The sequence below is a fragment of the [Leptolyngbya] sp. PCC 7376 genome (assembly GCF_000316605.1).
Lineage (GTDB): Bacteria > Cyanobacteriota > Cyanobacteriia > Cyanobacteriales > MRBY01 > MRBY01.
On sequence record NC_019683.1, the window covers coordinates 4832071 to 4845437 of the forward strand.

Sequence of the window (13367 nt, forward strand, 5' to 3'; positions counted from 1 at the left end):
ATTAGATATTGTTGTGATAAAAAATATTCAAATTTACAGCTAATCTACTCTTCTTCCTCTTCCGCTGGAAGAGGTGTTGGATCTGCGGCGATCGCCTTCAGCTTCTGGTAAGTCTCCGAAACAGCCACATTTAACTTCGGAGACTCCTTCTCAATTGCAGATTCAGAGACCACAATATTTGCATCTATGTCTTGATCGCTTTCATTAGATAGCTCAGAGGAGGAAGACAAAAGTTCAGATTCCACTTTAGAACAAATAATCGATTCAAACTCCAAATCAAAATTTTGACGAATCTTGCCCCACTTTTGCCAACTTCGGAGAATCTCTTCCACAGAGATTTGCTTATAACGCCCTCTATATAATGCTTCAATCACGGCGGTCCGTAACCATGACGCAGGGTACACTTGTTGCCAGTTATTCACTACATCCACAGCATTATCCAGAGCCAGCTCAAAACCGTAATACTTTAAAAGTACGATTACCTTAGCGATACCCTCATCCACCGCAAAATCATCAGCCATATCACCCTCCAAACCAAGACCTCACCGGAAATGGCCTTCAAGCTCACTATAAACTAAATTTCAGAGCGATCAACACGATTCCGGACACGGCTAATCGTCTGAGGTAACACACCAATTAGTAATGCAAACGTTTCATCAGATAATTCTTCTGCGGTCTCTAAATCAAACCAATTTTCAAACTGATTTAAAATTACTTGCGCCCGTTGTTCTGGCATTGGCTTATCAGTAATTTGCTTGAGAAGCTTTACCCACTGACGACGAATTAAATAAGCTTTTTGTCGTTCTGCTGACTTTTCGGGTTGAAGTAACGACAAATTTCCAACCGGAATAATTCCAATTACATCAGAGTCAAACACGCCACCAATAATTGCTCCAGGGCCTGCAAAGTCCACATGGTAAGGCTTACGGAGAATTAGGCCATTTTTCCGACGGGCATTAATCATCCACAATTTACCCTGTTGCAGCTCAGCCAAAATTTCTGATGTCGCTATCGGTGAATTGGTGTCAGATGAATTGTTAGCAATACTGCCCATATAGAAAGCTTAGAACAAGACGAAAAATAGGAACTTTTGCGACCATGACATACTGGATTCAATCATATCTGCAATTGTTCAGGGCGATAAATTTTTTTGCAAAAACAAACGATGTGGCTGCTTAAACAATAATGAACCAATATTTTTTTCGGAATGCTTAATTTCATACCCACATTGACGGTAAAGTTCCTTCGCACCTTCGTTATTGTCCAGTACATGGAGGGCAATACTGCCATAATTCCACCGTCGAACTTGCACTTCACAACGATTTAATAGCTTACGGGCAATGCCTAGTCGACGATATTGCAGATCAACAGCTAAATTGGAAATATAAGGTGACTTCATCGGGGCGATCGCCATCGAATGCAAATATTTAACAGCCAACTCAACCGTACCAACGATCACTGAACCACCAGAACCATCAGTTGAGAGACAGGCTACAAAACAAACATGATGTATTTCGCTCGAACGCAATCGATAGCGAAAATCTTCGCAAACACCTAAACGCAGGAGCGGCACAAACCACTGACGGACACCAGAATAACGATGAAAGCTCTGAGTAATCACCGTCGCTAGTGCAGGAGCATCATCCACAGTCGCTGACCGTATCAACAGATTTTCACAATCACAAAAAAAACCGCCAATTTGTTTCTGGGGAAAGGATTGAGGGACAGAAAGTTCTGGGTTCACCAAGCCTCCATCGGCAACACACTAAGCAAGCGATGTGATTACGCTCGAAACATTAATTTCTATTCTGCCAACAAGCAAAGTTAGATGTCGAGGAAGAAATCTTGAAATTCACCAGCAATAAGCAAAATTGACATAAGATTCAGACTGAAATCATAAAAACTGCCCTAAAAATCAGATTTTCCAGGGGAAATTGCTATGATGACCATAGTTTGCAGGGAAAAGAGTCTTAGCCGCGCCTAAATTTGCATCAATTTACAAAATTTTTTTGTAAATTGTACGGAAACAACCACCAGACGAAAGTTAAACTTTTAGAGAGAAAGTCCCAATTAAACATTTCGTGTCTTATCAGACTAGTGATCCTCAACATGCATGGACTAGGAAAATCTAATCAAATGCCAGTTTCGTCTCAGCTGGAGACTGAGTGAATGAGCTTGATGCGCAAGTCAAAACCAAAAATCCTAGTTGTTGACGACGAGCCGGATAATCTCGACCTACTTTATCGCACGTTTCGTCGGCTTTATCGTGTTGTGCGGAGTGATAGTGCACCAGAAGCGCTCAATATTTTGGCGGAAGATCCTGAAATTGCCGTAATCATTTCAGATCAGCGAATGCCACAAATGAGCGGAACAGAGTTTTTGAAAATTGCAGCAACATCCTATCCCAACACCATGCGGATCATGCTGACGGGCTATACGGATGTTGAAGATTTAGTTGATGCGATCAATGAAGGTCGGGTTTATAAGTATGTAACGAAGCCTTGGGATGCAGAGGAACTAAAAAGCATCGTTGAGCAGGCTTTAGAGACTCATAATCTCCTAAAAATTCGAACGAGAGAACTAAGTCGTAGTCTGCGACGAGAATCCCTTTTAAACTCGGTTCTTAATACAATTCGGAACCGTCGTTTTGATAATCCAGAGTCTTCTCCTTTACAGGATGTACTGCAAAGTATCGTCAATACATTGGGTGAAGCAATGGAAGTCGATGTGGCTCTATTAAAGCCGCTGGATGCAGAGGTGAGTGTCTCATCGCCTTATTTTCTATATCAGCGATCGCCAGCGAGATTTCAGGAAAAATCCATTGCTTGGGGAGAAACACTTTGGGAAGTTACAGAGCCAACTATTCTCAATGACATTAAGACTCAAGACGAACTATTCCAGTCAACTCCAATCCGTCAAGCTGCATTTGAGCTATCAGATATCGAATCAACGTTGATTGTGCCGCTTATGTTTCAAGATGAAACATCCGCCTTGTTAGCGCTACACCACTGTGACATTCCCCATCGTTGGGAAGAAGATGAGGTTCAGCTCGTTAAAATGGTGGCGGATCAAGCTGTACTGGCTATATCCCAAGCCCGAGCCTACGAAAAAGTCCAGGATCTTGCTCAGCGCGAAACCCTGATTAACACAATTACTACAGCAATTCGCTCTAGCCTCGAACCAGAAGAGATTTTCCGTGCCATTACAAAGCAACTAGGTCAAGCATTAGATGTCGATGGTTGTGCGCTTTCTCTCTGGACTGAGGATGATGATGTCGTCACTTGTGTTGGTCTTTATGATGCCCATGCAAATGACGATGATGATCCACTCGAAATGCCTCAATCATCTGTACCGATTGCTCAAAATCCGGTCTTGCAAGATGTTTTGGACAGTTTACAGCCAGTCGTTTATAACGACATGAAGAAGGAAGAGAATCTTGAGAAATATGATTTGCCTCTACGAATTCCGGCACGGGCTTTATTACTTGTACCAATGGTTACGGATGGCCAATTAATCGGCACCATTAGTCTTCGCCAAACGGATGGGCCTCGCATTTGGCTCAATTCAGATATTGAACTGGCTCAATCTGTTGCGGCTCAGGCGGCGATCGCCGTGCAACAATCCCGCCTCTACGAAAAAACCCGTTTGCAAGCAGAGCAATTACGAGAGCGAGAGCAAAAGGTTAAACAACTCAACAAATATCTCACCGAATCCGTTCTCAAGCGTTTTTTACCAGAAACGATGGTCAATAAAGCTGCCGCTGGTGAGCTGACCCTAGACCTTCGTCCAGAGCCTCGCTTAGTAACGATCCTATTTAGCGACATTGTGGGTTTTACGCCCTTATCTAGTAAGTTAGGACCTCAGCTGATTGCTGAGCTTCTCAATGAATATCTGGAAGCAATGACCCAAGCTGTTTTTGATAACCGCGGCACTGTCGATAAATTTATTGGGGATGCTGTTCTCGCCTTATTTGGTTCACCGGAAGAATTGGCACCACAGGAGCAAGCAGAACGGGCGATCGCCGTCGCCAAAGCGATGGGCGAAAACCTACACCAACTCAACCGCGAATGGCAAACAAGGGGGATTTTAGGAACAGATGACCGTCCACCTCTCATGCAAGTTCGTTGTGGCATTCACCAAGGCAACGCTGTTGTTGGAATGTTTGGGGGAGGACAACGCTCTGACTACACAGCGATTGGTCCAGCAGTGAATATGGCCGCTCGTTTACAGGAAACGGCAACACCGATGCATGTTTATATTTCAGAAACGGTCGCAAAGCACCTCGACGATAGCCACAACCTCACTCTTAATGACGATCTCCACCTGAAGGGTATCGATGAGAGTATTCGGGCTTATTCTTTCCCACTGCACAACGGAACATAGGAGTCTATATGGGACGTAAATCTAAACTCAAAAAGCAACGCAAAGCCAAAAAATCAGCTGAAAAAGAAGCGGGTTTACCACCATTACCTGAAAAAAAAGGAGACATCGAAACGCTCAATTGGCTTGGCTATGGTAAACATAACCAGCTGCGATCGCCCGATGTCCCAGTAGATCGTCCCGAACCACAACTGTAAGCAGTGCATTGGTTGCGGGATTGATCTCCAGCATGAACTGGATGGGTTATTAAATTTATCGACTAGATTGAAGCGTCACCAATCAATTAAGAGCGGTTAACTTCATTAATTTCAGCGAGAATTTTATCCGCGCCCTGAGCAACAACTTTCTCAGCAAGCTGAACACCTAACTTTTCAGCATCAGCGCGACTACCACTAACTTCATCGCGAAGTAGGGTCTTGCCATCAAGACTTGCAACCATACCAACGAGAAGTATATTATCGCCATCAATTGTTGTATTTACGCCAATCGGTACCTGACAACCACCTTCAAGTTCACGCAAAAATGCTCGCTCTGCATAGCAACGATCACGGCTTTCAATATGTTCGAGAACAGGACGTAACAATTCAAGGATTTCAGTATCGCCATCACGACATTCAATACCGAGTGCCCCTTGACCTACAGCGTGGAGGGAAATATCGCTGGGAATAATCTGGTGGATGCGATCGCCAAAATCAAGACGTTGTAGGCCCGCTGCGGCCAAAATAATCGCGTCATAGTCACCGCTATCAAGCTTCGCAAGACGAGTGTTGACATTACCACGGATATCCTTAAATTCGAGATGAGGATAATGGTGCCGGAGTTGTGCGAGGCGACGGAGAGAAGACGTACCAATAATTGCGCCTTCGGGTAAGGTCGCTAACTTCTTGTCCTTATGCTTTTCATGAACTACAAGGGCATCAGCGGGATCAACGCGCTCTGTGACACAACCCAGCATCAAACCTTCGGGAAGATTTGTTGGCAAATCTTTGAGGGAATGTACCGCAAAATCAGTTTCCCGCTTGAGCATTCCATCTTCAAGTTCTTGGGTAAACAGTCCCTTATCACCAATTTTCGAGAGAGCAACATCAAGTACTTTGTCGCCCTGGGTTTCCATGGTCTGTACTTCAAACTTGATGTCAGGGTAAGCTTTTTGCAATTCGTCACGTACCCAATAGGTCTGAACCAACGCCAGTTGACTCTTACGGGAACCAATTTTTACAGTACGTTTAGGGGTGGTCACAGCGGTCATATTAGTTCGGTTTTATAAAAGTAATCTTAAAATTTTGACTCAAACTAGGGTATCGCGTCGGCCGACCTTATTCGTCCTTTTCTTTAATGTGCTGTGGGGAAATGTTACAACTGTTCACACTCTAGGGGCGATCGCCACCCATTCCCGAAGCAATTCTTAGGATTAGGAGAACATAGGTCAATATCTTTTTTGAGCACGATTAGGCTGGAGCCATGCCATGAAAAAACGAGTGACGCTCACTTTCCCTCAGGACACAGTACAAATGCCGGTAACCTATCGTCTGGCAAAAGATTTTAATATTGCAGCCAATATTATTCGCGCTCAGGTTGCCCCAAACCAAGTCGGCAAATTAGTAGTGGAGCTTCAAGGGGATATTGACGCGATTGAAATGTCCCTTGAATGGATGAAAGGAAAGGGCATTGTGGTGTCTCTCGCGAGCAAGGAAATCACAATCAATGAAGATATTTGCGTAGACTGCGGACTCTGTACAGGAGTTTGCCCAACAGGTGCTTTATCATTAGATCCGAAAACCTTTCGACTCCAGTTCACACGCTCGAAATGTGTGGTGTGCGAGCAATGTTTGCCGACTTGTCCGGTGCAGGCGATCGCCACCAATTTCTAATCTTGTTTATTTAAATCGTCACAAAAAACTCTGGATGAGAATACACGCGAATTGTCCTTCTATTCCAATTTATAGAACTTCCATCAATCAATAGCGTGACGCTGCAAATCCTCAAGTGCGACAATCTCTAGAGCCTTGGTATGGGTTGCTTCCAGCACAACAGATGGGGCAACACCGATCTCAAAAGCCTCTTGCCAACGAGCCGCACACAAACACCAGCGATCGCCCGGCTTTAGACCTGGAAAGTTATGCATTGGCATCGGCGTACTGAGGTCATTTCCCTGATTTTTCGTAAACTCCAAAAAAGCTGGCGTCATCTTTGCACACACCACATGGCGACCAAAATCATTCGCTCCCGTCGTACAACAACCATCCCGATAAAAGCCAGTCATCGGATCAGTAGAGCAACTTTGTAACTCAGTACCCAAAACATTCTTTGCAGCAGTCATCATCTCAATTTGCGGTTGGCGCTTATTTCCTTCCCTATTATGCTCAATTACTCTAGCGAGGAAGCAGAAGAAACTCGCTGATGTCTGCTACATACTCACTTACAGGCTGGCTTATGAAAAATTTTGCCAAATCGAATGAGTATCTTTACGACAAAAAATATCCACTAACGAATCAACTAAAAACCAAACATGACATTATGAATCACAAGCTGGCCATCTAAAGAACTTAAAAGTACCTTTTGAATATTCTGAGCTTGCAGAGAAATAGGGAGATTTGGAGGCGGGCTACTTACCAAAGGGTCTGAATTTTCATGGTCGCACTTTTCAGTTTCAAAGACACATAAGGCTTCACCAACATCATCAAAAGCACGGATAGTTGCATGCTGAGAGCTCGTTAAGCTACAGGCAAAATAAAGAACCGGAATAGTAAACGTCACTTCAATCCAGCCATTCTGGGGAGCTCCCATCAAAACCATCTTGCCAACTTCTGGCAAGTAAAGAGAATTTGATGGTTGTAAAACAACTGTATTAGCAAACAAAACTCCTAAATCAGAAAATTGCTTCTCGACGACATCAAACGATCTAAGCGAGTCTATCGGAAGTTCAATGATTTTATTCAAGTCTGATACATTTTCCGACATAAGGCTTGACTTAGAAAATTTCGGCTCTGCTAGGCTAATTCTGCTTGAAAATTTCCGATGTTATTGTATCTTGATTTACTCGTTACAGGACGTTTTACTTTACGAATCCCTGAGATGTTGACGCACTTTCATCAGTAGTTTACCTAAATGGTTATATCCTGTTCCATCTGCACCACAACCCCAATAATAATCGACAGGGGAATCTTCAATAATTTCTGCATCTACAGTATTTAGGAGTACTGTGGCAATTTTAGGGTGAGTTGTAAATTTCTGAAGCACACCTTCCCACATAACCGATTGTTTAACTCTCTCCCAGTCATGGCGAGGGGAATATTGGGGATTTCGACCAAGGGCAGCAGCAGCATCGGGAGTTGGTGCGTTCTGAATAATCGGAATAATGGCAGCATCGGGTGTCGTGACAAATTTTTGCGCTTGGTAAAAATGTTCAACAGTTGACCAGTGAAAACCTTTGCACTGTATGGGATGGGGGGAAAAATTAGAGAAGCAACCATAGGGGTCATAAGCTTTATAGAAATAGATCGTCTCAGCTGTTGACTCCATTACAATTCTTCGATGGCTAAATTTAATGCCTTAATATTATAAATTTTTGGTTGTCACTACCGTTGCTGATTTTTTATTCATCCACTCTGCACCTGTTTCCCCAGTAAAAACCCACCAGATAGAGCGCAATCCATCCCGAAAACATTTGATCCTAGACTCTGGGGGATTTTGGGAAGGTACAGGCATGGGTTTTACGACAATGCCTTGGCTACCGAAGACAATCTGAGCAATCACTTGGGCACGATGCATATGGTTTTCTGAGGTGATCAGATAAACACTATCGATATTCTGCTGTTTAAAGTCATTGACGATGCTGGTGAAATTGGTGACAGTATCTTGGGCTTTATAGTCTAAATGCAGGCGATCGCCGCTGACATCGTAATGCTCAAAAATCTGTTTGGCATAGTCGGGTGGACTACCCGAAGAAACCCAAACTTCTAAAGCTGGATTATTTTGAGCTAGCTGGGCTGCGAATTTCTCTCGCTCTTCATGGCCTCCCAACACAAAAATAGCTTCTGGTTTAAGTAAGATCTGTTTAACTTTGTAATAAACAATACTTCCTGCACTAATTGCGGTGCCGATGCTCAGAGCTAAAAGCCATCGACGTTTATGCTTCTTTTTTCGATTAGGCGATCGCCTAATTCGAGTCGTTTGTTTTCTGGCAAACTTACCATTGGAGAGAGTCATATCGAGACCAAAGGCAATCAAACATCGCTTATCATAACAAGCATTTTTTAGATTGGGCGTATATTTTTTCAACTGAAACCATGACCTAAAGCAAAAGCCCCTAGTTAATCGCTAGAGGCTTCTACTTTTTTTATTTAGTTAGGACTCAATTTCAGAGAGATAACTAACCAAATTTCCCGGACGTCGAGGCAATCAGGAAGGCCGCATAGGTCAGGATATAACCCACCGTGAAGTGAGCTAAACCAACGACACGAGCTTGGACGATGGAGAGAGCAACGGGCTTGTCCTTCCAGCGAACGATGTTCGCAAGAGGAGTGCGCTCGTGAGCCCAAACAATAGTCTCGATCAGCTCTTGCCAGTAACCACGCCAAGAGATGAGGAACATGAAACCAGTTGCCCAGACGAGGTGTCCAAAGAGGAACATCCAAGCCCAAACAGAGAGGTTGTTCACTCCATATGGGTTGTAGCCGTTAATGAGCTGCGCAGAGTTAGCCCAGAGATAGTCCCGGAACCAGCCCATGAGGTAAGTGGAGTTTTCGTTGAACTGAGCAACGTTACCTTGCCAAATACCGAGGTGCTTCCAGTGCCAGTAGAAGGTCAACCAGCCCAAGGTATTCAACATCCAGAACATCGCGAGGTAGAAGGCATCCCATGCAGAGATGTCGCAAGTACCGCCACGGCCAGGACCGTCACAAGGGAAGGAGTAACCGAAGTCTTTCTTGTCGGGCATCAACTTAGAACCACGGGCATCCAACGCACCCTTCACAAGAACGAGGGTAGTGGTGTGCAAACCGAGGGCGATCGCATGGTGAACAAGGAAGTCACCAGGACCAATGTTGAGGAACAAAGAATTTGTACCACTGTTGATAGCATCTAACCAACCAGGTAAGTAAGCCGCACCGGTACCGGAAGCAACACTGTCTGCGTTAGAGAGAAGTACATCAAAGCCGTAGAGTGCCTTACCAGAAGCCGCTTGGACAAACTGAGCAAAAACAGGTTCTACAAGGATTTGCTTTTCAGGAGTACCGAAAGCAACAACTACGTCGTTGTGGACATAGAGGCCGAGGGTATGGAAACCGAGGAAGAGAGAAACCCAACTGAGGTGGGAAATCAGAGCTTCCTTGTGCTCCAACATACGGTAAAGGACATTGTCCTTGTTTGCTTCAGGATCGTAGTCACGAACGAAGAAGATCGCACCGTGAGCAAACGCACCAACCATCAAGAAACCAGCAATGTACTGGTGGTGAGTGTAAAGTGCTGCCTGGGTTGTGTAGTCCTTCGCAATAAATGCGTAGGAAGGCATCGAATACATGTGCTGAGCAACCAAGGATGTAACAACACCTAAGGAAGCAAGCGCAAGACCCAATTGGAAGTGGAGGGAATTGTTGAGGGTATCGTAAAGACCTTTATGACCTGCACCGAGCTTACCGCTTGGGGGCTGGTGAGATTCAAGGATCTCCTTGATGCTGTGACCAATACCAAACTTGGTGCGATACATGTGTCCAGCAATGATGAACAACACGGCGATCGCCAAGTGGTGATGAGCAATATCAGTCAACCAAAGCGCCTCAGTCTGAGGGTGGAAGCCACCTAAGAAAGTCAGAATTGCAGTACCAGCACCTTCGGAAGTACCAAAGAGATGACCAGCAGTGTCAGGGTTCTGAGCATAAACGCCCCAATTACCAGTGAAGAAAGGCATCAAACCAGCAGGGTGAGGCTTCACAGAAAGGAAGTTATCCCAGCCAACATGAACACCACGAGCTTCAGGAATTGCAACGTGTACAAGGTGACCAGTCCAAGCCAAAGAACTTACACCAAGCAAACCAGCGAGGTGGTGGTTTAGACGAGATTCAGCATCCTTGAACCACGCAAGGCTAGGACGGAACTTGGGTTGCAAGTGCAGCCAGCCTGCGAACAAAAACAAAGAAGAGAGGATCAAAAGGAAGACTGAACCTTGATAAAGGTCAGCATTGGTGGTCATACCGATGGTATAGAACCAGTGGTAAACGCCTGAATAAGCAACGTTTACAGGGTTGGAAGCACCAGCTTGGGTGAACGCATCAATAGCGCCTTGACCAAAGTGGGGATCCCAAATCGCATGAGCGATAGGACGGACGTTGAGCGGATCTTTGACCCACTGTTCGAAATTGCCTTGCCAAGCAACGTGGAAAAGAGTACCGGAAGTCCAAAGGAAGATGATTGCAAGGTGACCAAAGTGAGATGCGAAAATCTTTTGGTAAAGATTCTCTTCTGTCATCCCGTCATGGGTCTCGAAATCATGCGCAGTGGCAATTCCGTACCAAATCCGACGCGTGGTTGGATCTTGAGCAAGGTCTTGGCTAAATTTTGGAAATTTAGTTGCCATAACTATGCTTTGAGGTTCTCCTCGTTAAACGAATGAGGGTGAAATCTATATATCTCTAATAATTAGCTGATATCTAGATGTCGAGCTTCCCGCGAGGGAAGGATAAGATGCCAATTGGCAGGGAAAGCAAGAATCAAAAACGGTGATTAAAACTCCCCCCGAAATCTGGCTTACGGTAGACAACTAGTGTTTAACCGATAGACAAGCTTCTTGCTAAGAAGAAGGCCCAGGTCGTCACAATCCCTCCAAGGAGATAGTGAGCAACACCAACCGCACGGCCTTGAATAATACTCAATGCGCGGGGTTGAATTGCAGGAGCCAAGTTGAGCTTGTTGTGTGCCCAAACGATGGATTCAATAAGTTCTTGCCAATAGCCACGTCCACTAAAGAGGAACATCAAGCTAAATGCGAAGACAAAGTGACCAGCGAGGAACATGATTCCGTAAGCGGACAACGAAGTACCGTAGGAGTTGATTACCTGAGTAGCCTGTGCCCATAGGAAATCACGGAGCCAGCCATTGATAGTAATTGCGCTTGTTGCAAAGTTACCACCAGTGATATGGGAGACGCTGCCATCGGGAAGAACGGTACCCCAAACGTCGGATTGCATCTTCCAGCTAAAGTGGAAAATCACAACGGATAAGGAGTTGTACATCCAGAAGAGGCCGAGGAAAACGTGATCCCAGCCAGAAACTTGGCAAGTACCACCGCGGCCAGGACCGTCACAAGAGAAACGGAATCCAATTTGACCCTTATCGGGAACCAAACGAGAGCTGCGGGAGTAGAGAAGACCCTTAAGCAGGATCAGCACTGTGACGTGGATGGTAAACGCATGAATATGGTGAACCATAAAGTCTGCAGTACCTAGAGTGATAGGCATCATCGCGACTTTGCCGCCGATTGCCACTACATCACCACCAAATACTTGGCTGACACCGGCGATCGCATGAGGAGCGGTACTTCCGGGAGCAGCAAAGTGAAGGCTTTGAACCCATTGCGCGAAGATAGGCTGTAACTGAATCGCAGAGTCAGAGAACATGTCTTGAGGACGGCCTAACGCACGCATGGTGTCGTTATGGATATAAAGACCAAAGCTATGGAAGCCAAGCCAAATACATACCCAATTAAGGTGAGAAATGATTGCGTCACGGTGACGGATCACACGGTCTAAGAGGTTATTAACATTCTTAGCGGGATCATAGTCACGAACCATAAAGATTGCGCCATGAGCACCGGCACCAACGATAAGGAAGCCACCAATCCATGTGTGGTGAGTAAACAAAGACAACATCGTGCCGTAGTCTACTGCCATATAAGGATAAGGAGGCATTGCGTACATATGGTGGGCAATGATGATTGTCAAAGAGCCAAGCAGTGCAAGGTTCAAAGACAATTGAGCATGCCAAGAAGTTGTAAAAATCTCATAAAGACCTTTATGACCTTCACCAGTGAAAGGACCTTTGTGCGCTTCAAGAATTTCTTTGAGGTTGTGACCTACACCAAAACCATTGCGGTACATGTGACCAGCAATGATGAAGAGGACAGCGATCGCCACGTGGTGGTGAGCTACATCAGTTAGCCAGAGACTACCAGTTGTAGGATTCAAGCCGCCTTTGAAGGTCAAGAAATCAGAATACACAGCCCAATCAAGAGTAAAGAAAGGCTTTATACCTTGAGCAAAGCTAGGATACAGTTCTGCCATTACAGAGGGATCGAAGAACTCGTGAGGCAGAGGAATATCCGCTGCAGCAACACCAGAATCTAGGAGCTTGTTAACAGGCAAAGAGACGTGAATCAAGTGACCCGCCCAACCCAAAGAACCACAACCGAGCAATACGGAAAGGTGGTGATTGAGCATGGACTCAGCATCCTGAAACCACTCCAGTTTTGGAGCCGCTTTGTGGTAATGGAACCAACCGGCAAACACCATAAGGGCTGCCATAACAAGACCGCCAATGGCAGTCACATAGAGCTGATAAGAGTTGGTAAAACCAGCAGCGCGCCACATATAGAAGAGGCCAGAGGTAATTTGAATACCGCTAAAGCCACCACCAACGTCGCCATTAAGGATGCCTTGACCCACAACAGGCCAGACAACTTGAGCACTAGGCTTAATGATCGTTGGATCATTAAGCCAAGCTTCGTAGTTAGAAAATTTTGCGCCATGAAAATACATGCCGCTAAGCCAAACAAAAACTACAGCAAGGTGACCGAAGTGCGCACTAAAAATCTTGCGCGAGATATCTTCGAGATCACTTGTTTGACTATCGAAATCATGTGCATCAGCATGGAGGTTCCAAATCCAAGTTGTGGTTTTTGGACCCCGTGCCAGAGCTCGGTCAAAGTGACCCGGTTTTCCCCACTTCTCTGTAGAAGTTGGGACCGGATTCTTATCAACCTTTACTGCCATGAG

General features: G+C 45.2%; 13 protein-coding genes. 3 read left to right on the plus strand and 10 right to left on the minus strand.

The features are described 5' to 3' along the window. Positions 1-44: 44 nt before the first annotated feature. The 3 genes from LEPTO7376_RS24060 to LEPTO7376_RS21650 form a co-directional block, all read right to left on the minus strand. Positions 45-521 (minus strand): hypothetical protein, encoded by a 477-nt coding sequence (locus LEPTO7376_RS24060; protein WP_015136146.1) that lies wholly within the window; start codon positions 519-521, stop codon positions 45-47. Positions 522-574: 53 nt separating this feature from the next. Then, the gene (locus tag LEPTO7376_RS21645; protein ID WP_015136147.1) at positions 575-1054 is read right to left on the minus strand and encodes a hypothetical protein; all 480 of its coding nucleotides are present in this window, start codon (positions 1052-1054) and stop codon (positions 575-577) included. 78 nt (positions 1055-1132) lie between these two features. Beyond that, positions 1133-1648, minus strand: a complete 516-nt coding sequence (locus LEPTO7376_RS21650) for an N-acetyltransferase (RefSeq protein ID WP_225901145.1) — start codon at positions 1646-1648, stop codon at positions 1133-1135. Positions 1649-2169: 521 nt separating this feature from the next. On the opposite strand from LEPTO7376_RS21650, the gene LEPTO7376_RS21655 reads away from it, so the two are divergent. Both LEPTO7376_RS21655 and LEPTO7376_RS21660 read left to right on the plus strand, forming a co-directional pair. Next, positions 2170-4383 (plus strand): GAF domain-containing protein, encoded by a 2214-nt coding sequence (locus tag LEPTO7376_RS21655; protein WP_015136149.1) that lies wholly within the window; start codon positions 2170-2172, stop codon positions 4381-4383. An 8-nt stretch (positions 4384-4391) separates the two neighbouring features. Next, the gene (locus LEPTO7376_RS21660; RefSeq protein WP_015136150.1) at positions 4392-4577 is read left to right on the plus strand and encodes a hypothetical protein; all 186 of its coding nucleotides are present in this window, start codon (positions 4392-4394) and stop codon (positions 4575-4577) included. An 86-nt stretch (positions 4578-4663) separates the two neighbouring features. On the opposite strand, the gene hemC is transcribed toward LEPTO7376_RS21660, so the two are convergent. After that, complete coding sequence (gene hemC / locus LEPTO7376_RS21665; RefSeq protein WP_015136151.1) at positions 4664-5629, minus strand: hydroxymethylbilane synthase; 966 nt, start codon at positions 5627-5629, stop codon at positions 4664-4666. 217 nt (positions 5630-5846) lie between these two features. On the opposite strand from hemC, the gene LEPTO7376_RS21670 reads away from it, so the two are divergent. After that, positions 5847-6251 (plus strand): NIL domain-containing protein, encoded by a 405-nt coding sequence (locus LEPTO7376_RS21670; protein WP_015136152.1) that lies wholly within the window; start codon positions 5847-5849, stop codon positions 6249-6251. Positions 6252-6334: 83 nt separating this feature from the next. On the opposite strand, the gene LEPTO7376_RS21675 is transcribed toward LEPTO7376_RS21670, so the two are convergent. From LEPTO7376_RS21675 to psaA, 6 genes are all read right to left on the minus strand, one after another. After that, positions 6335-6700 carry a DUF2237 family protein gene (locus LEPTO7376_RS21675; RefSeq protein WP_015136153.1) on the minus strand — a complete coding sequence of 122 codons (366 nt, stop codon included), beginning with the start codon at positions 6698-6700 and terminating at the stop codon, positions 6335-6337. 176 nt (positions 6701-6876) lie between these two features. Further along, a complete protein-coding gene (locus tag LEPTO7376_RS21680; protein ID WP_015136154.1) occupies positions 6877-7341 on the minus strand; it encodes a hypothetical protein in 465 nt (154 codons plus the stop codon). Between the two features lie 99 nt (positions 7342-7440). After that, a complete protein-coding gene (locus LEPTO7376_RS21685) occupies positions 7441-7902 on the minus strand; it encodes an NADAR family protein (RefSeq protein ID WP_015136155.1) in 462 nt (153 codons plus the stop codon). A 36-nt stretch (positions 7903-7938) separates the two neighbouring features. Beyond that, positions 7939-8589 carry a YdcF family protein gene (locus LEPTO7376_RS21690; protein ID WP_015136156.1) on the minus strand — a complete coding sequence of 217 codons (651 nt, stop codon included), beginning with the start codon at positions 8587-8589 and terminating at the stop codon, positions 7939-7941. A 163-nt stretch (positions 8590-8752) separates the two neighbouring features. Beyond that, complete coding sequence (psaB, locus tag LEPTO7376_RS21695) at positions 8753-10954, minus strand: photosystem I core protein PsaB (protein WP_015136157.1); 2202 nt, start codon at positions 10952-10954, stop codon at positions 8753-8755. 190 nt (positions 10955-11144) lie between these two features. After that, entirely contained in the window at positions 11145-13364 is a 2220-nt protein-coding gene (gene psaA / locus LEPTO7376_RS21700) for a photosystem I core protein PsaA (protein WP_015136158.1), read from the minus strand. Between the last annotated feature and the right edge of the window lie 3 nt (positions 13365-13367).